General features: G+C 56.0%; 20 protein-coding genes. 7 read left to right on the forward strand and 13 right to left on the reverse strand.

The genetic code is table 11. The features are described 5' to 3' along the window. Nucleotides 1–137 precede the first annotated feature (137 nt). The 8 genes from R0135_RS08825 to R0135_RS08860 form a co-directional block, all read right to left on the reverse strand. The gene (locus R0135_RS08825; protein WP_407346446.1) at nt 138–1,316 is read right to left on the reverse strand and encodes an acetyl-CoA C-acyltransferase; all 1,179 of its coding nucleotides are present in this window, start codon (nt 1,314–1,316) and stop codon (nt 138–140) included. A gap of 70 nt (nt 1,317–1,386) precedes the next feature. Then, nucleotides 1,387–2,307 (reverse strand): SDR family NAD(P)-dependent oxidoreductase, encoded by a 921-nt coding sequence (locus R0135_RS08830; protein ID WP_407346447.1) that lies wholly within the window; start codon nt 2,305–2,307, stop codon nt 1,387–1,389. Nucleotides 2,308–2,331: 24 nt separating this feature from the next. After that, nucleotides 2,332–2,793, reverse strand: coding sequence for a MaoC family dehydratase (locus R0135_RS08835; protein WP_407346448.1), 462 nt, complete (start codon nt 2,791–2,793; stop codon nt 2,332–2,334). 67 nt (nt 2,794–2,860) lie between these two features. Continuing rightward, nucleotides 2,861–4,111 carry an acyl-CoA dehydrogenase family protein gene (locus R0135_RS08840; RefSeq protein WP_407346449.1) on the reverse strand — a complete coding sequence of 417 codons (1,251 nt, stop codon included), beginning with the start codon at nt 4,109–4,111 and terminating at the stop codon, nt 2,861–2,863. 61 nt (nt 4,112–4,172) lie between these two features. Then, nucleotides 4,173–5,873 (reverse strand): class I adenylate-forming enzyme family protein, encoded by a 1,701-nt coding sequence (locus R0135_RS08845; protein ID WP_407346450.1) that lies wholly within the window; start codon nt 5,871–5,873, stop codon nt 4,173–4,175. Nucleotides 5,874–5,914: 41 nt separating this feature from the next. After that, on the reverse strand, nt 5,915–7,054 hold the full coding sequence (locus R0135_RS08850; RefSeq protein WP_407346451.1) for an acyl-CoA dehydrogenase family protein: 1,140 nt from the start codon (nt 7,052–7,054) through the stop codon (nt 5,915–5,917). Nucleotides 7,055–7,065: 11 nt separating this feature from the next. After that, nucleotides 7,066–8,247, reverse strand: a complete 1,182-nt coding sequence (locus tag R0135_RS08855) for an acyl-CoA dehydrogenase family protein (protein ID WP_407346452.1) — start codon at nt 8,245–8,247, stop codon at nt 7,066–7,068. 629 nt (nt 8,248–8,876) lie between these two features. After that, the gene (locus tag R0135_RS08860; protein WP_407346453.1) at nt 8,877–9,644 is read right to left on the reverse strand and encodes an OmpA family protein; all 768 of its coding nucleotides are present in this window, start codon (nt 9,642–9,644) and stop codon (nt 8,877–8,879) included. A 223-nt stretch (nt 9,645–9,867) separates the two neighbouring features. Between R0135_RS08860 and R0135_RS08865 the strand changes: the two genes are divergently transcribed. Continuing rightward, nucleotides 9,868–10,635, forward strand: coding sequence for an enoyl-CoA hydratase/isomerase family protein (locus R0135_RS08865; protein ID WP_407346454.1), 768 nt, complete (start codon nt 9,868–9,870; stop codon nt 10,633–10,635). 4 nt (nt 10,636–10,639) lie between these two features. Here the strand turns inward: R0135_RS08865 and R0135_RS08870 are convergent, their stop codons facing one another. The 3 genes from R0135_RS08870 to R0135_RS08880 all read right to left on the reverse strand — a co-directional run bounded on the left by R0135_RS08870 (nt 10,640) and on the right by R0135_RS08880 (nt 14,020). Continuing rightward, the gene (locus tag R0135_RS08870) at nt 10,640–11,650 is read right to left on the reverse strand and encodes a hypothetical protein (protein WP_407346455.1); all 1,011 of its coding nucleotides are present in this window, start codon (nt 11,648–11,650) and stop codon (nt 10,640–10,642) included. 142 nt (nt 11,651–11,792) lie between these two features. After that, a complete protein-coding gene (gene crtD / locus R0135_RS08875) occupies nt 11,793–13,277 on the reverse strand; it encodes a 1-hydroxycarotenoid 3,4-desaturase CrtD (RefSeq protein ID WP_407346456.1) in 1,485 nt (494 codons plus the stop codon). Next, complete coding sequence (locus R0135_RS08880; protein WP_407346457.1) at nt 13,274–14,020, reverse strand: hypothetical protein; 747 nt, start codon at nt 14,018–14,020, stop codon at nt 13,274–13,276. The genes crtD and R0135_RS08880 overlap by 4 nt, the downstream gene beginning before the upstream one ends. 50 nt (nt 14,021–14,070) lie before the next feature. On the opposite strand from R0135_RS08880, the gene R0135_RS08885 reads away from it, so the two are divergent. Then, nucleotides 14,071–15,444, forward strand: coding sequence for a cytochrome P450 (locus R0135_RS08885; RefSeq protein ID WP_407346458.1), 1,374 nt, complete (start codon nt 14,071–14,073; stop codon nt 15,442–15,444). A 20-nt stretch (nt 15,445–15,464) separates the two neighbouring features. Here the strand turns inward: R0135_RS08885 and R0135_RS08890 are convergent, their stop codons facing one another. Then, on the reverse strand, nt 15,465–16,598 hold the full coding sequence (locus R0135_RS08890) for an ATP-grasp domain-containing protein (protein WP_407346459.1): 1,134 nt from the start codon (nt 16,596–16,598) through the stop codon (nt 15,465–15,467). Nucleotides 16,599–16,747: 149 nt separating this feature from the next. Here R0135_RS08890 and R0135_RS08895 point away from each other — a divergent pair, with 149 nt between their 5' ends. The 3 genes from R0135_RS08895 (at nt 16,748) to R0135_RS08905 (ending at nt 20,773) form a co-directional block, all read left to right on the forward strand. After that, a complete protein-coding gene (locus tag R0135_RS08895; protein WP_407346461.1) occupies nt 16,748–17,221 on the forward strand; it encodes a YbjN domain-containing protein in 474 nt (157 codons plus the stop codon). Between the two features lie 10 nt (nt 17,222–17,231). Beyond that, on the forward strand, nt 17,232–18,527 hold the full coding sequence (locus R0135_RS08900; RefSeq protein WP_407346462.1) for an MFS transporter: 1,296 nt from the start codon (nt 17,232–17,234) through the stop codon (nt 18,525–18,527). 110 nt (nt 18,528–18,637) lie between these two features. After that, entirely contained in the window at nt 18,638–20,773 is a 2,136-nt protein-coding gene (locus R0135_RS08905; protein ID WP_407346463.1) for a PQQ-dependent dehydrogenase, methanol/ethanol family, read from the forward strand. Between the two features lie 65 nt (nt 20,774–20,838). On the opposite strand, the gene R0135_RS08910 is transcribed toward R0135_RS08905, so the two are convergent. Continuing rightward, nucleotides 20,839–21,417: a high-potential iron-sulfur protein gene (locus R0135_RS08910; RefSeq protein ID WP_407346464.1), complete on the reverse strand. Its 579-nt coding sequence runs from the start codon at nt 21,415–21,417 to the stop codon at nt 20,839–20,841. Nucleotides 21,418–21,603: 186 nt separating this feature from the next. Between R0135_RS08910 and hrpB the strand changes: the two genes are divergently transcribed. Both hrpB and R0135_RS08920 read left to right on the forward strand, forming a co-directional pair. After that, on the forward strand, nt 21,604–24,123 hold the full coding sequence (gene hrpB / locus R0135_RS08915) for an ATP-dependent helicase HrpB (protein WP_407346465.1): 2,520 nt from the start codon (nt 21,604–21,606) through the stop codon (nt 24,121–24,123). Between the two features lie 71 nt (nt 24,124–24,194). Beyond that, nucleotides 24,195–24,650, forward strand: a complete 456-nt coding sequence (locus R0135_RS08920; RefSeq protein ID WP_407346466.1) for a DUF3465 domain-containing protein — start codon at nt 24,195–24,197, stop codon at nt 24,648–24,650. Nucleotides 24,651–24,659 lie beyond the last annotated feature (9 nt).

Here is a 24,659-nt window from a genome sequence, read left to right on the forward strand (position 1 = left end):
AGGTGCGCTGTGAGCGGGCGTCACGCGCCATGGATGGCGCGTGCCGAGCCTGTCATGGATGACGCTTTTTGGCGTCCCGCTCGCAGGGTTCCTGTGCGCTGTGACTCCTGCTTACCAACTACTTAGCTGAGCAGTTTTTACAATACTTCGAAGAGCCCCGCAGCACCCATACCACCGCCAACACACATGGTGATGACAACGTACTTAACACCGCGGCGCTTACCTTCGATAAGCGCATGACCAATCATGCGCGAGCCGCTCATGCCGTAGGGGTGACCAATCGCAATCGCACCACCGCTGACGTTCAGCTTATCGTTATCAATTCCCAAAACGTTGGCGCAATGCAGGACCTGAACGGCAAACGCCTCGTTGAGTTCCCACAGGCCAATGTCATCGACAGTTAAGCCGTGCTGCTTGAGCAGCTTGGGAACTGCATAGATAGGGCCAATACCCATTTCGTCAGGCTCAAGACCGGCAACAGCAATACCGCGGTAGAGACCCAGGGGCTCAAGACCGCGCCGCTCAGCTAGCTTGGAATCCATGATCAACTGTGCAGATGCGCCATCAGACAGCTGTGAGGCGTTACCCGCAGTGATGGTGCCGCCTTCGATAACAGTCTTAAGACCGGCGAGAGCTTCAGGCGTCGTGGCACGAATACCTTCGTCACGGCTCACTGTAGCTTCTGCTTCGGACTGCTCACCCGTCTCTTTGTTCCAAACGATACGCTTGCAGGTGACCGGCGTCAGCTCGGCATCGTAGCGGCCCTGCTCGTAAGCTTCGGCGACTCGCTGCTGCGACTGCAGCCCGTACTCGTCCATGGCGTCGCGGCTGATGCCATAGCGCTTGGCAACCACTTCGGCGGTTTGCAGCATGGGCATGTAGATATTGGGATGCATGGCAAGAAGCTCTTCGTCCGCTGCTCGGTGCAGGTTCATATGCTCGTTTTGAACCAGTGAAATGGAGTCCAAACCACCACCCACGACAATATCCATGCCGTCGTACATCACCTGCTTGGCGGCAGTGGCTACAGCCATGAGACCCGAAGAACACTGACGATCGATCGTCATACCCGATACAGTTACGGGCAAACCAGCACGCAGCGCAATCTGTCGCGCAACGTTTTGACCGCCGGTTCCCTGCTGCAGGGCAGCACCCATGATGACATCTTCAATCTCACCGGGCTCAACGCCGGCACGACGCACCGCTTCGCTTACTGCCGCAGCACCCAGCGTCGGGGCGGGTAGATTGTTGAATCCACCGCGATACGCTTTGGCAATGGGGGTTCTTGCTGTCGATACAATAACTGCTTCTTTCATAGTTCAATTCCTCAGAGCGGGTTAACACGCCGCCGGTAAATGTCGTCAACGCCCCGCGGGGCGCTATGAATTAGTCGAGAGAAATACCAAGACCTGCGGCCGCTTTGGTGAGCATCTTTCCAGTCTGCTCAAAACCTGCCTGTAGTGCCCGCTCACCTTCGGGGTCAGTGATTGCGTCCCAATGCGCGGCAATGCCCTCGGGCGTCTGCTCTTCTGGCGTGAGCCAGCAGCCGTCTGTCTCAACAATTTTAGCCACCGCATAAGATCCGGCGCCCGCGCAAAGAATCGTGCGATTCGGACTGTCTTCACTGACCAGATACAGAACGGCGGGGGTCACAGTCTCCGGCGTCAAGAGTTCAAAAACCTTCTCCGGCATCAAACCCTCGGTCATTCTCGTACCTGCCGTGGGAGCGAGTGCATTCATACGAATATTGTATTTGGCACCCTCCTGAACCAGCGTGTTCATCATGCCGATCACGCCCATCTTGGCCGAACCGTAATTGGTTTGGCCAAAGTTACCGTAAAGGCCTGAAGAAGAGGTAGTAACGACGATACGACCATACTCCTGCTCTTTCATGATTTCCCAGCAGGCACGGGTGCAATAAACACTGCCCATGAGGTGAACGTTCAGTACCAACTGAAAGTCTTCCATGGAGCCTTTGATAAAGCTCTTGTCGCGAAGAATTCCAGCGTTGTTAACAAGAATATCAACACGACCCCACTTTTCCATGGCCGCCGCTACCATCGCCTCTACCTCGGCATAGTTAGCAACATTGGCTCCGTTGGCCATAGCCTCACCACCGGCCGCTTCAATTTCTGCAACCACGGCAAGCGCTGCCTCCGAAGAAGCACCCGTGCCGTCTTTAGCACCACCGAGGTCGTTAACCACTACTTTGGCGCCACGCTTGGCAAGCTCAATAGCGTGGCTGCGACCCAACCCCTGGCCTGCGCCAGTAACAATAGCTACTCGACCGTCATAACGAATCGTCATTCTCAAAAACTCCTTTTTTGTGTGTCAGGCGCAGACAAGCATTGTGAGTGTCTCGGCTACTAGTGCCGGCGTTTCTTCGCCTTCAATCTCGACGGTGACCGACGAGGTCAAGAGAAACCGGTTGTCGTCCTTCTGGTCGACATTAACCAACTCGGTGTGAGCGCGAATCTTTTTACCTGCGCGCACGGGTGCCAAAAAACGCACCTTGTTCATGCCGTAGTTGATACCCATCATTACGTTCTCTGGCACAACACCCTGCCCTTCACTGAGCTTGGGCAGCATCGACAAAGACAGGAAACCGTGCGCAATGGTTCCGCCGAAAGGCGTCTGTGCCGCTTTCTCTTCGTCCAAGTGGATAAACTGATGATCTTCGGTGCAATCGGCAAAGGCGTTAATACGCCCCTGATCCATCGTCACCCAATCGCTGGTTGTTTTTGTGCCTACCTGATCAACCAACTGCTCTTTTGGAACTACTTTAATACCCATGTTATTCACCTTTTAAATCACTGAATTACTGATCATCCGCAAAGCGCCAGGCGCTGAGGCCGGAATATCAGCCATCTCTGAATGTGGCGTTTACCGGTTCCTGATCCATGTACTTTTTGAACTCATTGCGTCCCACCACCATGCGGTGAACTGCATCCGGGCCATCAGCAAGACGCAGCGTCCGCTGTCCCATATACATCGTTGCAAGTGGCGTGTCCTGAGAAACACCCAAGCCACCAAACATCTGAATAGCTTCATCGATCACCTTCAAGGTGACGTTCGGCACAGCTGTTTTGATCATGGAAATCCAGATGCGTGCTTCCTTGGCATCAACGTGATCCATCATCCAGGCCGTCTTTAAAGTCAGCAGTCGTGCTTGCTCTATGTCCATGCGAGCGTTGGCTACGATATCTATGTTGCCGCCAAGTCGAGCCAGAGGCTTACCAAAAGCCACTCGAGTGGTGGCGCGCTTGCACATTAATTCCAGCGCACGCTCTGCAGCACCCAGGGCTCGCATACAGTGGTGAATCCGGCCAGGTCCAAGACGCCCCTGAGAAATTTCAAAACCTCGGCCAGGCCCAAGAATCACATTGTCTTTGGGAACTCGAACCTCGTTAAAGCGAAGATGCATGTGACCATGGGGCGCGTCGTCCATAGAAAACACCTGCATGGGTCGAATGATCTCGACGCCCGGTGTGTTCATAGGAACCAGAATCTGTGATTGCTGCTTGTGCTTGGCGGCAGTCGGATCGGTCTTGACCATCACAATCATGATCTTGCAGCGAGGATCGCCAGCACCAGAGATCCAGTGCTTTTCGCCATTGATCACCCACTCGTCGCCATCAAGCACGGCGCTGGTAGAAATGTTGGTGGCGTCGGACGAGGCAACACCCGGCTCAGTCATCGCAAAGGCGCTACGAATTTCTCCGTTGAGCAACGGGGTCAACCACTCGGCCTGCTGTGCTTCACTTCCATACTTCGCCAGCACTTCCATGTTCCCGGTGTCCGGGGCTGCACAGTTGAATGCCTCTGAGGCCATATGCGAGCGACCCATCTGCTCCGCAAGGTAAGCGTATTCAACGGTGGTCAAACCGCTACTTTGCTCGCCTTCAGTAAGAAAGAAGTTCCACAACCCCTGAGCACGGGCCTTGGTCTTCAGTGACTCGATAATCTCAGTCTGACGATCCGTGAACTGCCAGCGATCGCCAGTGGCTATCTCCGCCGCGTAAGCGCTTTCCAGAGGCAGTACTTCGTCTTCAATGAAAGCTTTTACGCGCTCCAGTAATGGCGCGACTTTGTCCGATACTCCTAGGTCCATGACCCGTTCTCCTTGCGTGTACGCCCCGCTAAGAATTGCAGGGCAAAATAGGGGGATGCGCTCAAGCCTGAGCCAGGCGCTCGCTCATTTCAGCCTTAAGCTGTCGTTTGAAAATTTTGCCTGTGGCGATGCGCGGCAGCGCCTCGTCATGAAAACGTACATAGGCAGGTATCTTGAATCCCGCAATGTGTTCCCGCAAAAAGCTCTGCAAGTCCTCAGCGCTCAGGCTTTCGCCTTCTCGAAGGACCACACTGGCAGCTACCGCCTCGCCAAGACGCTCGTCGGGTACACCGTAAACCGCCGCCTCGCTGACCGCAGGATGCTGATATATACCCGCTTCGACTTCGATACAGCTGATGTTCTCACCGCCTCGAATAATGATTTCTTTCATTCTGTCGACAATAAAGAGAAAACCCTCTTCGTCGATAAAACCCACGTCACCGGTATGAAACCAACCGTCACGAAAGGCCTCGGCGGTAGCTTCGGGCTTGTTCCAATAGCCCAGACAATTGGCCGGCGAGTGAATACACACCTCACCACGCTCACCCGCTGCCACGGGTTTGTCGTGCTCATCAAAAATCGCAATATCAGTGACCGCGGGCACCGTTCGACCGGCACTGCCCGGGCGCGCCCGATACACAGCACCCGTATTAATGGTGCCCAGGGCGTTGGTCTCGGTAAGTCCGTAGCCAATACCTGCTGAGGAATGCTTGAAGGTCGTTGCAAGCTTTTCGACCTGTGCAGGGGGCCTTGCAGCTCCGCCACCGTAAATCTCCGCAAGCGAGGACAGATCGCGATCAGATTCCGCTGCAGCAGCCTGTAGCTCCGCCGACATGGTAGGGACGCCGGTGAACCAGGTAATACGCTCCTCTTCGATCATGCGCAGCGCTTCCTGCACGTCCCACTTGTGCATGATCACCAGCTTGCGGCCAATGATCAGGGACAACAAAAACGCAGTGTGACTACCGGTGCAGTGAAACAAAGGAATTGTCAGCAAGCCCGATGGAGCAAACTTGGCCGGGGCTGTATCGCCTGCAGCCTGCTTGGCGGAGGTGCCCAGCAGCATCCAGCTGTATAGCGCCGAGAGCATGCCGCGGTGCGAGGACAATGCCCCTTTGGGGTGTCCCGTAGAGCCCGAGGTATACATTATGGTGGCGTGGTCATCGGCTGCGACAGAGACTTCGGGCATATCGGCGCCTTGATGAGCAGCTACCAGATCCCGAAACTGGCTAAACGGAACATCCAGTCCACTGCAGTCATCAACCGCAATAAGCTTTAACTCCAGGTCCTCGTGCAAAGGAGCAAGGCGCTCCAGCCGCTGACGATCGGCAATAACCACCTTGGCACCGCTATCACGCAAACCGTAGTCCAGCTCTTCGGTGGTCCACCAGGCATTCATAGGCACGGCAACCGCACCAATGGACAGCGCTGCGATGAAGCCCATCATCCATTCGGGGTTGTTGCGGCTAAGAATCGCCACGCGATCGCCCGGCTGAACGCCAAAATCATCCATGAGCGAACGAGCCAGAGCCGCGGACTGCGCATAGCTCTCACCAAAGGTGAGACGCTGATCGCGATAAACCGTGAACTCTTTGTCGGCGTGATTGAGCATAAAGCGAAAGTACGCGCCCATGTTCGGGGGCGCGGAGCTATAGTTTCGATACTGTGCACCGTCGATGGTGACTGTATCGAGGGCAAAAGGTGCGCCATGCTGGGTCAGCTGTGCTACCACAGCATCCATTTTGTTCAGTTCTTCACTCATCGTTTTTATAGTGTCCTGTGCTTGCGGGCGAAATCAGTGCGTCAGTATCCACCGATTCGGGCAAAGCGATCCAGATGATAATAATAATCACCCATTAGGTGCTCCAGGACCCTGGCGCGCTTCATGAACAAACCAATGTCGTATTCGTCGGTCATACCCACGCCACCGTGCATTTGCACTCCCTCATTACTCGCAAGGCGAGCTACCTCAGAAAGCTTGGCCTTGGCTGCACTGGCAAGCCGCGGAAGGTTCTCATCACCGGCATCTACAGCCTGCAACGCTTTGAGGACGATAGAGCGAGCCAGCTCCAGCTCTGCAAACAAATGCGCTGCGCGGTGCTGCAGGCCCTGAAAAGAGCCAATCACCTGACCAAACTGCTTGCGCTCCCGGATGTAAGCCATGGTTCGCTCAAAGGCTTCCAGGGACAGTCCCAGCAACTGCGCTGACAAACCAATGGCAGCGATATCGAGAGTCCGCTCAAGCGCGGTCCAGGCTTCGCCAGCGGATCCCATAAGCGCGTCGGCAGAGACGCGAACACCGTCCAAAGTTACGACGCCGCACTGACGACTATCGACCATGTCGCAACGCGAGCGACTCAGGCCCGCGACGTCTGCTGGCACCAAAAAGGCACTTAGCCCCTGGGAATCACCCGCAGCGCCAGCGCTTCGCGCAATGACGACGAAAGCGTCTGCACTTTGCGCATCAAGCACCATGCGCTTTTCGCCAGACAATACAAAAGCGTCGCCATCGTGCGTCGCTGTCGTAGCCACTGCCAACGGATCAAAAACGCCTGTTTCCTGCAAGGCCAGCGTCACCTGCTTCTCGCCGGCAGCAATCGCGGCGAGCCATTGAGCCTTTTGCGACTCGGTTCCCAGACAATTAATGGCGGTAGCGCCAACGAGCACACTGGCCTCCAAAGGCGAGGCGCTAAGATGCCGCCCGGCCTGCTCCAGAACCACACCTAAGCCTGTGTAGCCATAGCCTAGACCGCCGTACGCTTCGGGGATGGCAATACCCGCCCAGCCCATGTCTACCATTTCCTGCCACACAGCAGGATCAAATCCCAACTCGTCGCCGCTATCGCGAAGACCACGAAGATGCTCCACGGTCGCCTTGCTTGCCATAAAGCCTGCTGCAGACTCCTGCAGCATCAACTGCTCTTCATTCAATACTAAAGTCATACCACTACACCTCAGGCGTCAGGTAGGCCAAGCACGCGCTTGGCTACGATGTTAAGTTGAACTTCCGAGGTGCCACCTTCTATAGAGTTACCCTTGGATCGCAAAAAGCTCCTCACGACATTACCGTCGTTGTAACGCTCGCCAGACCAACCCAAAGCAGTCTCACCACCCACAGCCAGATTCAATTCGTTGCGCCGCTTATTGAGCTCTGTGCCGTAGTACTTAAAAATGGATGATGCGGGGCCGAGACCCTGCCCGGCTTTTACTTCATCGCCGACACGTTCCATGGTGGCAGAAAAGACCAGGGTATCCAGCTGATGCTGAGCAATGTCCTGACGGAGAATACCGTTGCGCAGACGCCCCTCGGCATCGGCACCCATATGCTCCACCGCGGTCTTACCCAGGGATTTACCGCCGGCGGTGCCAAAGGCCGAAATCATTTCGCGCTCGTGCGTTAGCAGGTATTTGGCGATGGTCCAGCCCTGACCTTCCTCACCCACCAGATTGCGTTTTTCCGCGCGGGCGTCGTCAAAAAATGTTTCGCAAAATGGAGATGAACCACTGATAAGACGGATGGGCTTCGCCGTTACACCGGGTTGATCCATATCGAACAACACAAAACTGATCCCCTCGTGCTTGCTGCCACTGTTGTCCGTGCGCACAAGACAAAAAATCCAATCGGCTTTGTCGGCATAGGAAGTCCAAACCTTCTGGCCGTTGATGAGGTAATGATCACCTTGATCGTCGGCACGGGTTGCCAGGCTCGCTAAATCAGAGCCCGCACTGGGCTCGGAGTACCCCTGACACCAACGAATCTCGCCGCGGCAAATCGGTGGCAAATGTTCCAGCTTTTGCTCTTCGCTGCCAAACTTCAGCAGCGCGGGGCCAAGCATGGAAATTCCAAAAGAATCCAATGGCCTGCGCGCACCGATGCGGTCCATTTCTTCCCTAAGAACTTTGACCTCCTCTCCGGACAAACCGCCGCCACCATATTCTTTGGGCCAGTGCGGCACTGTCCAGCCTCGCTCGGCCATGCGCTCGCACCATAGGGGTTGCTCGGGAATGTCGACTTCCGGCTTACGGCCACCGGTGTAAATGTCTTCAAAGCCGCTTACCGGCTGGCGCATGGATTGGGGGCAGTTGGCTTCAAGCCACTCCCGGGTTTCCTGACGAAAAGTATCAATCTCGGTCAAAGCGGAAGCCTCCTGAGGGTCGCAAAATGTGTTTTTGATTGGCCCGGGCAGAACACACCCATGACGAGTAACTCAGATTTGAACATACAGTATGTTTTGCTGTCACTCAAGTATTCTCGCTCATGGGCAGCACAAGAGATCATGCTAAAAAAGGTTCGGCGCGTATTCGCGGGACACTGCTTTTACGAGTATCACCCTTAAGACACTCCAGTGGGCATGCCGCCTCCGACAAGCATAGCGTGAACCGTATAGCCGACCAGACAGTCGGTAGTCCTTTGAGCTGCTCGCGCATCTCCAGAGAGGCTCTCACATTGTTAGAAGCACTCGACGGACGCTCAAAGGACTACCGCCTGTCTGGCCTGGTCAGTGCGAAGTTCAGGCGCTGTTTCGTGAGCACGCTGCCCTGACGACTCGTAGCGGCTCAGCGCCGCTTTGCTCGAGCGTCCGTCGAGTGCGCTGTTTACTGCCCTAACGCCGATGGAGATACGCGAGCAGCTCGAGTAAAGCGGGGCTGGGCTGCCAGAGAGCCTGGGGCCTTCTCACTGTAAAAGCGGTATCCCGCGAACGCGATGAGCCAAAAAAAAGGCGCGGGGCATTCGCCCGGCGCCTTTCGATTGCCTGGGGCCTGCTTAGCGGACCACTAACTCAACGCGGCGGTTACGCTCACGTCCATCACGAGTGTCGTTGCTGGCAACGGGATCTGCCTCACCACGTCCTGTGGCGCGCAGTTGATCGGCCGCAACGCCCTTGGATACCAGATAATCCACCGCTGCCTGGGCACGACGCTCGGACAACTTCTGGTTGTACTCCTCAGGACCCGACGTATCCGTGTAGCCCACAACATCCATCTTCACGCTGCTGTGAGACTTGATCACAGCTACCGCCGCATCAAGTGCGGAACGTGACTTCGCATCCAGAGTTGCACTGTCAAAGGCGAAGCCCAAACGGTCAATTGTCAGCACTACTTCATCCTTGACCGGACAGCCTTTCATGTCGACCTTCACACCCGCGGGCGTATTCGCACACTGATCCTTGTAGTCAGCAACGCCATCGCCGTCGCTATCCAACGCACAGCCATTCATATCGACTTCTGCGCCGGCAGGCGTACCCGGACAGCGATCTTTATCATCAGTAACGCCGTCGCCATCACTATCTGACGGGGCAGCTGCCGCCGCTACCATAGGCTTAGGCTCTTCCAGGTGACAAATTACAGCGCCAACGCCGGCACCGACTGCGACGCCCGCCACAGCACCCGCACCCGCTCCTGATGCGCCAATAGCACCGCCCAAAGCACTGCTTCCCACGATGCAGGACTCGTAATCACGCTCTTTCACGCTGCTACAGGCGCTTAGTACTGCAGCCATCAGAAGCACAAAGAGCCGAACTGTAAATTTCATGGTGTTGTCCTTTCTTTTCTATGTTGTCGACAAAATCTTGCGTTGTTTGCTCTGGAGGGATGCTCCCGAAGAAGCTCTGGACCTTTGCTCTACCAACAATCCCGCGCAAAAGAGTACACCACTTACACCACAGGGCACATCTATGCAAAAGACCGTATAGACAAAGCCCCGACACCTGTAGTGCTAGACTTTGGCGATTGAAAGCACAAGTCAGATAAACGCTATGTACAAGACCCTTGAAATAGAACGACAGGGCGGCATTGCCCGTCTGTGGCTCAATCGTCCCAAAAAACTTAATCCACTGTCACTGCAAACGCTGGAAGAGCTTACGCAGGCCGCGGCAGAGCTAAATCAGGACAAATCGCTGAAAGTGGTGGTGGTCAGCGGCCGCGGCCGCTGCTTTTCAGCCGGGGCTGACCTCGCTGGCTTTCCGCAGCCGGGAGACCCAGAAGCACGCGATGCTGCAGATGCCGGACGGCGCATGGCAGATGCCATAGAGCAGATCCGTGCTATCACTATTGCCCGAATACAGGGCTGGTGTGTGGGGGGTGGCCTGGTACTTGCCGCCGCCTGCGACCTGCGCGTCGCGGCAAGCGACGCGCGCTTCTCCATTCCCGAGATTGACCTGGGCATACCTCTGGCCTGGGGGGGTATACCCCGGCTCGTACGGGAGATAGGTCCTGCGCTCACCAAAGAGCTGGTGATGACCTGCCGTCCCTTTGACGCACAAGAAGCACTGAGGGCTGGCTTTCTCAATAATACGGCGGAACCCGATGATCTAGATGCCGCTGTAGACGCGCTCGCACAGGCGATCGCCCAACGACCTAGCTTTGCAGTGCAGGCCACTAAACGACATGTGGACGCGGTGACAGCCAACCAAGTGGGGCTTTCTCGCTCCTGGTCTGACGCTGACAGTTTACTCTCAGGGCTCCTGGATCCCGAGTGTCAGGAGGCCAGGAAGCGTTACATTCAAGAACGCGCGAAGAAGTAACGCGCTAGCGGCCACCGACGAGTTTTCGATCCAGCATCACCTCAAGGCGCAGCACGACACCAAGAACACCCTCGCGCTTTTCTTCGTAAAGGTCACGGCGCCAGTTGTAACTAGGCTCGATTTCGTAATACAAGAACTGCCGAAAAAACTGCTTGCGATATAAAACGCCCAGGCGGTAGTTGGTCTCATAATTTTCAGGCTGATCGCGACCGCTCACCGCCACAAAGTACTCAAGTGCACTGGGGAATTTCTCGTGATCATCCAGCCAGCGTCGATAGGTTATGCCGGTATTCCAGTCCCAGAAGTCTTTTTCTTCGCGAAAGCGCACGCGCCCGTTCCAACGCAGAAGGCTCTTATCATCAAGAATCCGGTTCACATCAAAGTTGCTCAGCGAGCGATACCCATCTTCTGAGTGGTATTGCAGACGTTGGGTAAAACGCGCCCAACTGTTGTCGGTAATGGGCTGCTGGTAGCGAAACCGCACCCCCGGCAACACAGCAGGCCCCGATCGCAGGGACAGCGTGGCATCCAGACGAGTGCGGCGGCTATCTCGGAAGTTGAACCGCACGCCCACATCATTCTCCTGCGCTCGCTCTTCCTCGGTCAGCGTCTGCTCGGACTCTTCGCCGGAAAAGACCAAATCGACACGCTCAGAAATTTTAGGCAGGCTGATCTGGCCTCGCAGCCGCACCTTGGGATCATGGCCATCGCGCTCATCCCAGTCATCCAGAAAGATTGCTCTGACAAAGGTATCCGCCCGCTCGGCATCACGCACCGGAGCACCAAAGAAATCATCCATCCACTGTGCCAGGGCCTGAGCGCGGTTGGTCGCGTACTCATGGCTGCTATCGACCCAATGGGGACTATTAGGGTCGCTAGAGGGCTCAACGGGGATCTCGGAGATCTGTTCGGAATCTGTCGGATCCGACACATCACTCGCCTGAAGCGCATACACCGGCGCCTGGAAAAGGACAAGAAACATGCCGCCCATCAGCCAGGATCGAACGGATTTCATACATTTGGGGGGTGCGGCGCTCATAGGAGCATGTTTAGCATATTGCCGCTGCGATGACAGCAGTAAACCACATGCTGGGGCCAGCCAATTCTGATCCAGATGAAGTGGCCCCAAGAACTGTAGGAAATCCCCGCTGGCGCAACTAAGCCTGATCTTCAAGCACAGCCGCCGCCGCAAGGCGGCCGGACATCGCTGACATGGGCACACCTGCGCCCGGGTGCACAGAGCCACCAGCGAGATAAAGCCCCCGCGTTGCGCTGCGCGCCCCAGGTCTTGCGAAACTCGCCAGTGGCCCATGATTCGCACGCCCATAAAGGGAACCACCGCTGCCCGGAAAACGCTCTTCAAAGCCCCGCGGATCCGTAGTGACGCAGGCGCTTTCTTGAATCTGAATATCGCATCCGCACTCCCTGAGCAAGGCCAAGGCTTGGTCGCGATACATCGCCAGCTTGCGGTCGTCCCGAAAGCGTCGATCTCCGTCCGCCGGGGCGTTAATCAGCAGCAGCAGAGGCTCCGGACCTTCGGGCACATAGCCGCCAGAGCGTTGCTGCGCGCAGACGTAAACTGTGGGATACGCAGCGATGTCTCCCCGACCGAAGATGGCTGCGAATTCCTCGGGATAGTCCTCGGCAAAGAATACGGTGTGATAGTGCAGGGAAAAACCCGATACTTTCGCCACCATACAAAAAGTGAATGCCGAGAGCGCGCGCTTGACAGGCGCAACCGGACTCACGCTTCGACTGGCACTTGCTCCGAGCATCCCATTACCGAGCGCCGAAATATCACCGTTGTAAATAATATGGTCAGCACGAATATCACGCCCGTGATCGCTGTGAACACCCACCGCGCGATCAGCTTCCATGGTGATCTCACGCACACCCTCGTCAAAGTAAAACTCCGCGCCCAAGTCAACAGCAAGGTCACGCAAGGCTCCTGCTACAGCTCGCATGCCTCCATTGACCAACCAAACACCCTCTTGTTCTACGTGTGCAATGAGCATCAGTGTTGCGGGTGCGCGCAGGGGAGAAGAGCCGACATAGGTCGCGTAACGAGCAAACAACTGGCGCAAGCGCGGGTCACTAAAGTGCTCGCCCAAAGCGCCCCATAGTGTAGAAAAAGGCGCAGTGCGCCACATCGCATCGAGATTGCCAAAACCCACGCGACGCACAAGCTCAAGCATGCCAGGGCGAGCAGCAGCAATAAATGGCTCACGCAGCGTTTCATAGATATCGCTGCTACGAGCGCAGAATGCGCGATAGCCCAGAGCATTCTCTTGATCTGAAAACTCTTGTATAGCCCGTTCTGTGCGCGCTGTATCGGCGTACAAATCCAGCACCCCGCCTTGACGCCAGGCATGGCGGGCAAGCACATCCGCTTTTTCGAGCTGCAGATGTTCCTCCAGGGTTGAGCCGGCGGTCTCGAACAGGCCATCAAACACCCAGCGCATGGTAAATACCGTAGGGCCTGCATCAACACCGATGCCGGCCACATCCAGTTGCCGCATCTTGCCGCCGGGCTCTGCCGCTCTCTCAAGCACCGTGACCTTATGACCCGCGGCAGCCAGCTCAACAGCCGCGGACAGACCGCCCACGCCGGAACCAATGATCAGTGAATGAGTTTGCGTCATGAAGCCCGCTCAGCTCGGGCCCTGAACTGCAAAGTCACCGCGCGTTGATGATAGATAATCAGACTCAGCCCGGTGATCAATGGCACAGACCACAGCGCTGGCGTCAGAGCAATTTCTGGGAACATGCGCACCGCACCAAATGCAAAAAACGCTGTATACACTGAGATACCTGCACCCACCAACGATTTAATATGCTCTTTGATGCGATCCAGCGGCCGGGGATTGGGTTTGTACAAAAACCAGAGATTGGTTGCCACCGTGGCAAATCCCACCATGGAAATTCCCACCATCAATAGCTGCTCCAGTTGCCAGCCCTGCCAGGCGCAGTTGGCCGACGCTATGGTCAGTAACAACTGCAGCAATAGGTTGTGCCACACGCGATTGGCCAGATGGTCGCGACGATTCTGGATACACAGCCAACCATGCCAGGCCAGATTAATTGTCAGGGTTGCCAGATAAAGCATCATCCAGCCAAAAATACCCGCAATCAGAGCAGGATCACCAAACTGAGGGTGATCAATCAATTGTGGATGCGTGGCTATGGGATTCGACAAAGTGGTCAAGGCAATACCAATCGCCACACTCCCGGTCACTAGCATCATCATGGTGAATAACTTGCCAAAGCGCGCGTGATTACGTCCTCCCTTACGTCCGGCGACGGGCACCCAAAAGCTGATCAGGCCGGTAGCGCCGGTGACGATATGTATGGCCACCAAAATTTCAAACAGCGTATGGGTCGACATCACCCCGGCTCCCCCTGATACTGATCCTGATCTGTGTGACCACAAGCCTTATGAGTAACGACAGCCACTATATTCCTCCCAAGCCGCATTCTCTGGCCGCGCTGCCGGCGCTGCTGCGTGTGATGTGGAACGGCGATGGCAATCTGTTGGAACTGCTTCCTGCGGCGGCCTACCGATTCCCTGTGGGCAATCTTGGCTACTCGCGGCGATCGACGGTCTTGTTTAATGACCCGGCGCTCGTTCGGCACATTATGCGTGACCCTGACGGCATCTTTCCCAAGAGCGATTTGATGGTCAATGCGCTGGAGCATCTCATCGGTGAATCGATCTTTGTCACCGACGGCGAAAAGTGGCGGCGACAACGCGCCATGATTGATCCGGCTTTCTCGCATATGCGCATCAGCCACGCCTTTACGGCCATGCAGTCCGCAGTAGGCGACTATGTGCAGCACCTGGAGTCGGTAGCAGACAGCGGCGAGACTCTGTCTCTGGATATGGCCATGAGCCAACTCACCGCCGACATCATCTGCCGGACAGTATTCTCCACATCGCTTGATTCTCAGGTGGCTTTTGACGTCTTCGAAGACTTCACCGTATTTGAGCGCTCTGTCGCGCAGGTCGATATCAAGCGTCTGATTTTTGAGCCTGCCTGGACTCGCGCGCCGCAGCCACAGGTGGTGCTGGACGCCTGCACGCGAATTCGCAGTCACCTTGCGACGCTCATCGACACACATCTTGCGCCCGAAGCAGACTTTAACGACATTGCCAGCGCCGTCATCGCGGCGCGTGACGTCGATAGCGGCGAACCGTTTAGTCGCGAGGAACTCATCGATCAGCTTGGGGTGTTCTTTTTGGCGGGTCACGAGACGACCGCCAGCGTACTGACCTGGTTGTTTTTTATCTGCGCGCAACGACCTGAGATCGTGGCCAACATGCGCGAAGAGATTGATCGCGTCGTGGGAACCAGCACCATAGGATTTGAACACATGCGTCAGTTGCCGCTGCTCAAAGCGGTGTTTCGTGAGGCCCTGCGACTGTATCCCCCCATCACCTTCATGCCCCGCGTTGCCATGCAGGACGCCACCGTAGGCCCCAGAAAACTTCCCAAAGGTGCATTGGTGATGATTTCGCCCTGGACCTTGCATCGGCATCAGGATTACTGGGAGGACCCGCACGCCTTCAAACCCGAGCGCTTCCTGGCTGAGAATGAGGCTGCGCTTACCGACGGTGCTTACATTCCCTTTGGGCAGGGGCCGCATACCTGTGTGGGCGCAGGGTTTGCGCAAACCGAAAGTCTGCTGATTATCGCCGAGCTGTTGCGTCGCTTTGATTTTACGGCGATTAACCCGAGCCGCGTGAGGCCTGCTGCCCGACTGACTACGCGACCCAAAGAGCAGATCTTCTGCACCGTAGCGCGGCGTTAAGTCACTCACCTTGCGGTCAATCAAGACCTGTCACCAAACCAGGCTATGTCGCGCTGCGTCGCTTCTCCCAGAGAGAGACTACTGGTCATCGCGGGCCAGAGTATCTCCCAGGACATGGGTGTCATGAGTAAAAACGGCAGGGGATCACGGGCGGCCCAAATCACGTCCCGAGCCCTGCGCATCTCTTTGAAACGCCGGGCAAATTCTTTGGGTCGAAAAAGCGCTGCATACGTCTCTGTGAGTGTGGAGTAGGCCCACTGATAGCGAGTCTCCCGAGACAGCTCTATGGTCGCTGCGGCGTCGGGATCAAGCAAAGCCTGCCCAAGCGAAGCCATGTCAAAAAAGTGCACGCCACTGGTGGCGCGAGGATTGCACTCAATGGCCCTCGCCTGACCCCCGTCGTCGACGATGAAATCAAAAGCCAGAAACCCGTTGTAATCACTGCCGGTAATAAAGTCGCTGACCCAGTCCTTTGCGGAACCGGCGTCATCTACCCGCTCAAAACAAATCGCTACCGTTCCAGCAAATACCCGGCCGCGATAAAACACGCTGGCGACTTCCCTGCCGTGGCTGACCACGGACAGAGAGCTGATTAAATCACCATCAAGGTGCTCTTGAACCAGCCCATCTTCAGTCGTGGCCTGCAAGGGCTCTCCAGCTTTGGCAAATCGCAGACCGATCCCCGAGCAGCTATGTACAGGTTTTTCTACGTAGTTACCACGCTGCGCCAGCTCCTTTGCTGCCGACTCATTCGCCGTAAAGGTGTCTGGCACCGCCAGGCCCCTGCGCGCAGCCAGAGCAATAAAGTCACGCTTGTGATGCAGTTCGGCAAGCTGAGGCAGCTCAGCCGCCCAAAGCCCTACTCCCGCGGGAAGCCGATCAGCCAACTTTGCGACGTGCAGGGCCTCTTCCGAGATTGGAATCACAAAATCCACAGACTCCTCTTCAACGATTGCCAGTAAGTCCTGAAGATACCGATCAACAGAGTCATTAGGAGCCGTCACGCGAAAAGACTTATGGACATCTCGAGACGGTTTGCACAGGTGCCAGCGAAATGGATCAGCGATCAGTACACGGCATCGCGCGGCCCGACAAGCACGAGCGATCGCCAAGGCCTTGGGTAAACGGCCCAGGGTGAGTAAAACGGTCTTCATGAATTGCCTTCTCTGCGCATCAACGTAATTTCAAGCTTACGCTGGAAGATGTCAATTTTATCGGACCTAAAGGGCCCCCAATCAACAGATGAAAGCACCACAGCAGCCGAGCTATCGCGTAAAATTGGCGTTTTACTTGGTAAGCCCGAATGAGCGACAAACTTGAGAAACCCGATCGCACCCTGCTCCAGCAGTGGCTGGAGACCGCCCGTGTGGAATACAGCGAGTGCGGAGAGTGTGAGGGCTTGCACCTTGCGGCGCTCAAAAGCATCGAAGGAGTAATCGATAGCCGTTTGTTTTTAGAGCGCTACGGACTATTACTCACTACAGAGCTCGAGATTCGGCCCATGGCTCTTCTACCCATGGCAGCTGACCTGGGACGCATCAACATGGACTATCCCATTTTGAAGATTTTTCTGGATGTGGTGGATGATGCAACACCGCAGCTAGTCATTGCGGGTGTCATGCAGGCTCAGGCAGGCCTGACGCTTGAACAAACGGCACAGTTTATATCGAGCTGCATGGACGCAACGCGGCAGCTGGCGGCCGAGTGCTTGCAGCTGGACTACCTTTTTGCAGAGGGCGAAAAGCGTAGCCCGAGCAACAAAAGATCACTGCACTAAGGCCCAGCGCGTGACCCGCCCATCGGACACAGTTTTCGAGTTGCTCAGCGATGAAGAAGACGCCCGCGCCTGTAAGGACATCTCTGAAGATGCCTGCAAAGAACAGCCACAAAGTTTTCTCCTGCAGCTATTGGCGCAGATTGCCTCCAAATGTGCAGATACCCTGGGAAGCAGTCGGGTAGTACTGCCCTGGCTTTTGAGCAGCATCGGCGCACCGGCATTTTTTATTGCCTGGCTGGTCCCCGTGCGCGAATCGCTTTCTCTAATTCCGCAGCTGGCCATCGCAGCGAAGCTACGCAAACGCCCCATTCGCAAAGGTGTCTATGTTCTGGGAGCGGTTTTACAGGGGCTATGCATGCTTGCAATGCCGCTGTCGCTGCTGCTACCGGAGCCGTCGCTAAGTGCATTCGCCATACTCCTCGCACTCGCCGTGTTTAGTGTTGCCCGGGGTCTGTGTTCCGTTGCGGCTAAAGATGTGCTGGGTAAAACCGTTGCGAAGGGCCGACGGGGACGCCTTTCGGGTCTTGCGAGCAGCGCGGCGGGCATCTTCACCATCGGCTTCGGCTTATTTTTATTACTGTCCGACGGAAAAACCTCCCTTCCTCTTCTCGTTAGCATGCTGTGTGTGGCCGGTATCTTGTGGCTAAGCGCAGCGCTGCTCTACGGACAGGTTCCAGAGCAAGCCGGAGCTACGGAGGGGGGTGCTTCGGCGCTGGGTAATGCCCTACGAAGCGCAAAGCTTCTAAAAACTGATTCCGCTCTGCGAGCCTTTGTCCTGGCAAGAGTATTTTTAATCAGCACCGCCTATACCATTCCTTTCCTGGTGGTCATGATGTTTGCCAATACCGACGGTAGTACCAGAGCGCTGGCTTTTGTCATATTAGCGGAAGGCCTTGCGGCACTGACGTCCGGGGTCGTCTGGGGTATCTACGCGGACCGCGCCGCACATCAGGTAATGATGACCGCGGGGGTTCTAACCGCGGTGACGCTTACTACAGTACTGCTGGCACCGGCAGGTTTTATGACCGCAGCGGGCGGCTTTGCCGGCGCCATCGCACTTTATGTCGCCGCCATAGCTCATCAAGGCACTCGCCTGGGACGCAAGACCTACGTGGTGGATCTGGCCAATGCCGATAATCGCGCTGCGTATGTTGCGATCAGCAACAGCGTCATCGGCCTCTTTGTATTCATCGGTGGAAGCCTGGGCTGGGTCGCTCAGCGCTTTGGTAACGATATGGTTCTTGCTGTACTTCTTGCGATGGCGCTCTTAGGAGCTGTGCTGAGCTGGCGTCTAAAACCTGTCTGACACACAGTGTTTTTGATACCGTTATACTCTTGAGATGGAGCAAAGCGGCTAACGCTAAAGTCGCTGCTACCCAAATATACTTCCAATAATATTGTAGAGAGATATCCGTCATGCGCCTTCTTGCCTCGCCCTCCCGGCGACTACGCAACTCAATGCTCGGTGGTGCTATTGCCACTGTGTTGATGTTAACCACTGCCTGTGAATCGGGTTCAGACGAAACCGCCGTTGCCGAAGTCGCTCCCAGCGCAAAACTCGCTGATGTGGACTGGGCTATGCACGGACTCAATCCTTCGGAAACACGCTTTAGCACTCTGGATCAGATTAACGCGGACAATGTTAAAGATCTTGGCCTGGAGTGGTACTTCGATTACCCGGCAGCGCGAGGCAAAGAAGCGACGCCTATTGTGGTAGACGGAAAGATTTATACCAGCGGTTCCTGGAGTAACATCTTTGCCCACGACGCGCTCACCGGTGAGATGCTTTGGTTCTTCGATCCAAAGGTTCCCAGAGACTGGGCGGTGCATCTGTGCTGCGACGTGGTTAACCGCGGCGTAGCTTTACATGAGGGCAATGTCTACTTCGGTACACTCGACGGAAGGTTGATCAGCCTGAACAGCGAAGACGGCAGCAAGCGCTGGGAAGTACAAACCACCGACCGCAACAAGCCCTACTCCATAACCGGCGCACCGCGCATTGTTAAAGACAAAGTGATTATTGGTAACGGCGGCGCCGAACTGGGTGTTCGCGGATACGTCAGTGCCTATAACCTGGACGATGGTGAGCTGGCCTGGCGCTTCTACACCGTACCGGGCAACCCCGATGACGGTTTCGAAAATGCCGCCATGGAAAAGGCCGCAGAAACCTGGGGCGGCGGTGAGTGGTGGGAAATCGGCGGCGGCGGTACCGTTTGGGATTCCATGGCCTATGACCCGGAGCTGAATCTACTGTATGTCGGCGTGGGTAACGGTGCGCCCTGGAATCGACAGCTACGCAGCCCTGACGGCGGCGATAATCTGTATCTGTCTTCTATCCTGGCGTTGAACCCTGATGACGGCAGCTACGTCTGGCACTATCAGACAACGCCGGGGGACTCCTGGGATTACACGGCTACCCAGCACATGATTCTGGCGACGCTCAACATCGCAGGCACGCCTCGCGATGTGATCATGCAAGCACCGAAGAATGGCTTCTTTTATGTTCTGGATCGCAAGACTGGCGAACTACTGTCTGCCGATGCCTACGCTGCGGTAACCTGGGCAACACACGTTGACCTTGAGTCAGGTCGTCCACAGGAAACCGAGAACGCCCGGTACACCGACGGTCCAACGGGACTTAATCTGCCGGGCCCCATTGGTGGTCACAATTGGCACCCCATGAGCTACAACCCGCAGCATGGCCTTGTGTATATTCCTCGCCAGGATGCGGGCTGGGTTTACAAAACCGACGAGAACTTTGAATACAAGCATGGCTACTGGAATACCGGTACAGACTCCATGCCAGCGGCTCTCCCCGATGACCCGGCGATCAAAGAAGCGGTACTTAAAACCGTTCGCGGCTTGGTGGTTGCCTGGGATCCGGTTGCTAAACAGCCTCGCTGGGAAATCGAACACGAAGGCCCCTGGAATGGCGGCATTCTATCCACGGCTGGAAACCTAATGCTGCAAGGTAGTGCCCGGGGAGAACTGGTTGCCTACAGTGCAGACAAAGGTGAAAGACTCTGGAGCTTTGACGCCCAGACCGGCATCGTGGCACCGCCGGTGACCTATCGTATTGATGGGGAACAGTACATCGCGGTCGTGGCGGGATGGGGTGGATCGCTGGCGCTGGTTGGCGGTGAGGCACTCAAGGGCGGAATATCGCCAAATCGCAGCAGACTACTGGTGTTCAAGCTCGGCAGCGATGGCCAACTGCCACCGGCTATTGACGAGCCGCTGGTTATCGATCCACCACCTATGACCGCAAGTGCGGAGAGTGTCCAGCGTGGTAAGGCTCTGTACCTGGGCTTTTGCGTGTTCTGTCACGGTGATGGCGCGGTGAGCGGTGGCCCAATCCCCGATCTTCGTGCACTGACTGCCGAAACGCACGAACAGTTCCAGGCGATCGTGCTTGGTGGATTACATTGGGATAAGGGTATGGTCGGCTTCGGCAATCAACTGAGTCCTGATGACGCCGAAGATCTTCGCGCATTCCTCATAGAGCGTGCTCACCATGCACTTAAAGAGCAGGCAGCGGCAACGACGGAGTAAATATTGCTCGCAGATACGAAAAGGGCGCCACAAGGGCGCCCTTCTTTATGCTAGCGCCTGGGACCTTAGCCTGCGGCCGAGTAAGCACTACACCAGCCGGTCGCCTTAACCTGCTTACCAGTAAACAAAGGACATCCGCCCCACTCACTGGAACCACCTTGAAAAAGCACACAGTTGGAACATTGCTGTCCCGACTTGTAGCGTGCGTTGTCAACGGTCGTGGCATCGTGCTTGTAACCCAAACCCATGGCCTGTGGTCCATTTTCATCAAGCTGTGCCATCGCATCCGTAGCAATAGTCTGCGCCTGACTCGCAGCCTCCTGCACTTCGGATTCAACCTCCTCTGCTGCGGCCTCTACAGACTGCGACGCATCTTCTGCGGTCGCCTTGACCTGTTCGGCCATGGATGCGGTAGCACTCTCGGCTTTGGCTGCGACGTCCTTCATGGCCGGCTCGACTTTATCCATTGCGCTTGAGGCAGGCGCCGAACCCTCATCACTGCCGCAGGCCTGCAAACCCAACACGGGCAGAGCCACGGCAGCCATACCCATCATCTCAAGGACCCGACGACGACCAGTTACTATTAGCTCTACTTCAGAATTGGCCGGCGTTTGACTCGCAATATTGGTGCTTTTCTTAGTCATGCTTGGTGCTCCTCTTTGAAAACCGTATTCGCTTTTGAAATACCTTCATTGCCGCTTCCACGGACATACTCACTGACTGTAGATACGCATTTAGCCCTGAAATAAGATCAGTATGGCTTACTTTGTCCGATTGCTCTGTAATATCTTGCGCAATGCTGCAATCGACGATGTGACACACCCAAGCGAATGGCCATAGCAAAAGAGACCCTTAAGCTACCGATTCATGAAAGTCTCGATGACATTCGAGCGCATCTGCGACTGCAGCAGAATCTGGTGCTGGAGGCACCCACCGGCGCTGGCAAAACCACTGTGGTGCCTATAGCGCTGCTTGATGAGCCCTGGCTGCAAAAACGCAAGATCGTGATGCTGCAGCCTCGTCGGCTAGCCGCAAAGAACGCGGCACTTCGCATGGCGAGTCTCTTAAAAGAACCCGTGGGCAAGACGGTGGGCTACCGGATGCGTCTGGATACCAAAATCGGAGCCGAGACTCGTATCGAAGTGGTGACCGAAGGCATTCTTTTGCGAATGCTCAGGGATGACCCGTCCCTGAGCGATGTGGGCCTGCTCATTTTTGATGAGTTCCATGAGCGCTCATTGGATGCTGACCTGGGTCTTACGCTCGCTTTAAACACGCGAGAAACCTTTGAACAAGACGAAGCTCTTCGAATTATGCTGATGTCTGCGACCTTGGGAACCACGGCACTGGAAGCGTTCCTGAACACGCGCGCTATCCGCAGCGAAGGTCGATTGTTTGCGGTGGAACAGCGCTACGGTCAGGCCAGCAAACCCCGGGAACGCATAGCCGACCGACTCAGCAAAGTTATAGAAAAGGCGGTCGCCGAACACAGCGACAGCAGCCTGCTGGTGTTCCTACCGGGGCAAGGAGAGATTCGCCAACTGGTGGCTCAGCTGACACTACCGGCAGATGTCAGCGTACGACCGCTCTATGGTGAGCTGAGCATAGACGAGCAACAACTGGCCATCGCGCCCTGCCCCTCTGGACAACGCAAAGTCGTGCTGGCGACAAATATCGCCGAAACCAGCCTCACGATCGAAGGTGTTGATGTGGTAATTGACTCCGGACTAGAGCGAAAACCCCTATTCGACCCCAACACGGGAATGACCAGGCTGGAAACGGTACGCATATCTCAAGCCTCTAGCATGCAACGTGCAGGTCGTGCAGGAAGACTTCGGCCGGGTACCTGCTACCGACTCTGGTCCGCCGCGCAACAACAGCAGCTGAACACCCACGATGAACCCGAGATTCAAAACGCTGACCTCACCTCGCTAGCGCTGCAACTTTTTGCTTTTGGCGTTTACGATCCCGGCGATCTTGCCTGGTTAACGCCTCCACCCTCGGGACCGTATCAGCAAGCCCTGGAGCTTCTGCTGGAACTGACTGCGCTTTGTCGAACCGAGTCGGGCCTCAGACTCACCCCTCACGGAAACGCAATGGCGAGTATTACCGCGCACCCCCGTTTGGCGCATATGCTCATCATGGGGCAATCCGTTGGCGCGTCAGATACAGCCGCGCATCTCGCGGCCGTGTTGTCCGACCGCGATCCTGTGGGACGCGAGTCCGTCGACATGCGAGTTCGATTGGAATATCTAAGTGGTGAAACCCACTGTCCCGCTGTATATCGCGGATGGCAAAAGCGAACGCAACGCTTGGCCGGGCAGTTCTCAAGACAGTTACCTCAGGACCTCCCCACGCGCGCTCCACGTCCTACCGCAGAGCAACTTCCGGGATTTTTAATGGCTTGCGCCTACCCTGATCGTATTGCCCGCCAACGTCACTCCGGCGGCTATCAGCTGGCAAATGGCCGCAGCAGCCAGTTCGACTCACCCAAGGAACTCAGTTCATCAAAGTGGCTGGCAGTCGCGGAGGTTGGAGGTATGGCGGGGCGCAAAGGAGACATAATTCGCTCCGCGGCGCCGCTTGATCCGGCACTCTTCGATACGCTCCTCGCCGATCAAATCAGCGACGAAACTGTCGTTGACTGGGACGCCAAATCCGGACGGTTCATCGCAGAGCGCCGGCGCAAATGCGGCGCGCTATTATTGCGCCGACAAACAATTGCTGACGTATCGGATGAAGCCCGGACCCGTAAGCTCATGGAGCTGACTCGCGACGCAGAGCTTGCCAACCTCCCCTGGTCAGGTTCAACGAGAGAGTTTCTGCACAAGGCCAGGTTAATGTCAGAACTGGACCCCGACTGGCCATCTTTTGAAACGGCTCAGTTGCTCGCCACTATGGATGATTGGCTGGCGCCCTACCTCGCCAGCATTAAAAAACTTGCCGAACTCAAAAATCTGAAGCTACTGGAGATACTGCAATCGCGGGTTTCCTGGGAGCAGCTACAACAACTCCACGCCGCGCTACCCGAGCGCTTTGAAGTGCCTTCTGGGTCAAAGATAAAAATTGACTACACACAGAGCCCTCCTGTGTTGCCGGTCAAGCTACAAGAAATGTTCGGCTGCGAGCACACGCCCGGCATCGCCGGCGGCCGTATCGCTTTGCTTGTTCATCTTCTCTCCCCGGCAGGGCGGCCACTACAAATAACTCAGGACCTACCGAGCTTTTGGCGCAGTAGCTACGATGGGGTCAAAAAGGAAATGCGGGGGCGTTACCCAAAACATCCCTGGCCTGACGATCCCACGAGCGCGGTGCCGACCAGGTACACCAAGCATCGTAAAAACACCTGAAGTGATTCATGCTCGCAAAGCAACGCAGTACGTACTAGGCTCTCGCTTTCCACAACGAAGGCCGAGCTGCCATGCGCTCTATTAACAAAAAGTCACTTCCGCTGATCATCGTTCTGAGCCTCGCCACATGGCTATGGAACGAATATGGCGCCGAGCGTCTGGCTGCGGGTTCCATTTCCAGCACAGCAAAAAGCAGCGACAGTCGACTGGAGACCGCATTCAAAAATCGTGAGAGTAACCTTCAGATAGCGGGTGCTGGCACGGTAATACACGTGCTGCGCGATGACACCAACGGTAGCCGTCATCAGCGCTTTCTTATGGAGCTGGACTCGGGCTTAACATTACTGGTTGCGCACAATATTGACCTTGCACCGCGAATCCCCCAACTCGAAAAAGGGGACACTGTGGCTTTTTTTGGCGAATACGAATGGACGGAAAAAGGTGGCGTAATACATTGGACGCATCATGATCCGGGTGGCCGACATGAAGATGGCTGGCTGGAGCATCACGGAAAACGCTACCAATAAACCGGATGC

The organism is Congregibacter variabilis (genome assembly GCF_045689235.1).
GTDB lineage: Bacteria > Pseudomonadota > Gammaproteobacteria > Pseudomonadales > Halieaceae > Congregibacter > Congregibacter variabilis.

Bases quoted from the DNA above. Each gene is read 5' to 3' on its own strand.
- crtD (WP_407346456.1), bottom strand. From the start codon at position 13,277: ATGACGCAAACTCATTCACTGATCATTGGTTCCGGCGTGGGCGGTCTG.
- R0135_RS08885 (WP_407346458.1), top strand. From the start codon at position 14,071: ATGAGTAACGACAGCCACTATATTCCTCCCAAGCCGCATTCTCTGGCC.
- R0135_RS08845 (WP_407346450.1), bottom strand. From the start codon at position 5,873: ATGAGTGAAGAACTGAACAAAATGGATGCTGTGGTAGCACAGCTGACC.
- R0135_RS08890 (WP_407346459.1), bottom strand. From the start codon at position 16,598: ATGAAGACCGTTTTACTCACCCTGGGCCGTTTACCCAAGGCCTTGGCG.
- R0135_RS08860 (WP_407346453.1), bottom strand. From the start codon at position 9,644: ATGAAATTTACAGTTCGGCTCTTTGTGCTTCTGATGGCTGCAGTACTA.
- R0135_RS08905 (WP_407346463.1), top strand. From the start codon at position 18,638: ATGCGCCTTCTTGCCTCGCCCTCCCGGCGACTACGCAACTCAATGCTC.
- R0135_RS08895 (WP_407346461.1), top strand. From the start codon at position 16,748: ATGAGCGACAAACTTGAGAAACCCGATCGCACCCTGCTCCAGCAGTGG.
- R0135_RS08830 (WP_407346447.1), bottom strand. From the start codon at position 2,307: ATGACGATTCGTTATGACGGTCGAGTAGCTATTGTTACTGGCGCAGGC.
- hrpB (WP_407346465.1), top strand. From the start codon at position 21,604: ATGGCCATAGCAAAAGAGACCCTTAAGCTACCGATTCATGAAAGTCTC.
- R0135_RS08835 (WP_407346448.1), bottom strand. From the start codon at position 2,793: ATGGGTATTAAAGTAGTTCCAAAAGAGCAGTTGGTTGATCAGGTAGGC.
- R0135_RS08910 (WP_407346464.1), bottom strand. From the start codon at position 21,417: ATGACTAAGAAAAGCACCAATATTGCGAGTCAAACGCCGGCCAATTCT.
- R0135_RS08870 (WP_407346455.1), bottom strand. From the start codon at position 11,650: ATGAAATCCGTTCGATCCTGGCTGATGGGCGGCATGTTTCTTGTCCTT.
- R0135_RS08865 (WP_407346454.1), top strand. From the start codon at position 9,868: ATGTACAAGACCCTTGAAATAGAACGACAGGGCGGCATTGCCCGTCTG.
- R0135_RS08920 (WP_407346466.1), top strand. From the start codon at position 24,195: ATGCGCTCTATTAACAAAAAGTCACTTCCGCTGATCATCGTTCTGAGC.
- R0135_RS08840 (WP_407346449.1), bottom strand. From the start codon at position 4,111: ATGGACCTAGGAGTATCGGACAAAGTCGCGCCATTACTGGAGCGCGTA.
- R0135_RS08825 (WP_407346446.1), bottom strand. From the start codon at position 1,316: ATGAAAGAAGCAGTTATTGTATCGACAGCAAGAACCCCCATTGCCAAA.
- R0135_RS08880 (WP_407346457.1), bottom strand. From the start codon at position 14,020: ATGTCGACCCATACGCTGTTTGAAATTTTGGTGGCCATACATATCGTC.
- R0135_RS08850 (WP_407346451.1), bottom strand. From the start codon at position 7,054: ATGACTTTAGTATTGAATGAAGAGCAGTTGATGCTGCAGGAGTCTGCA.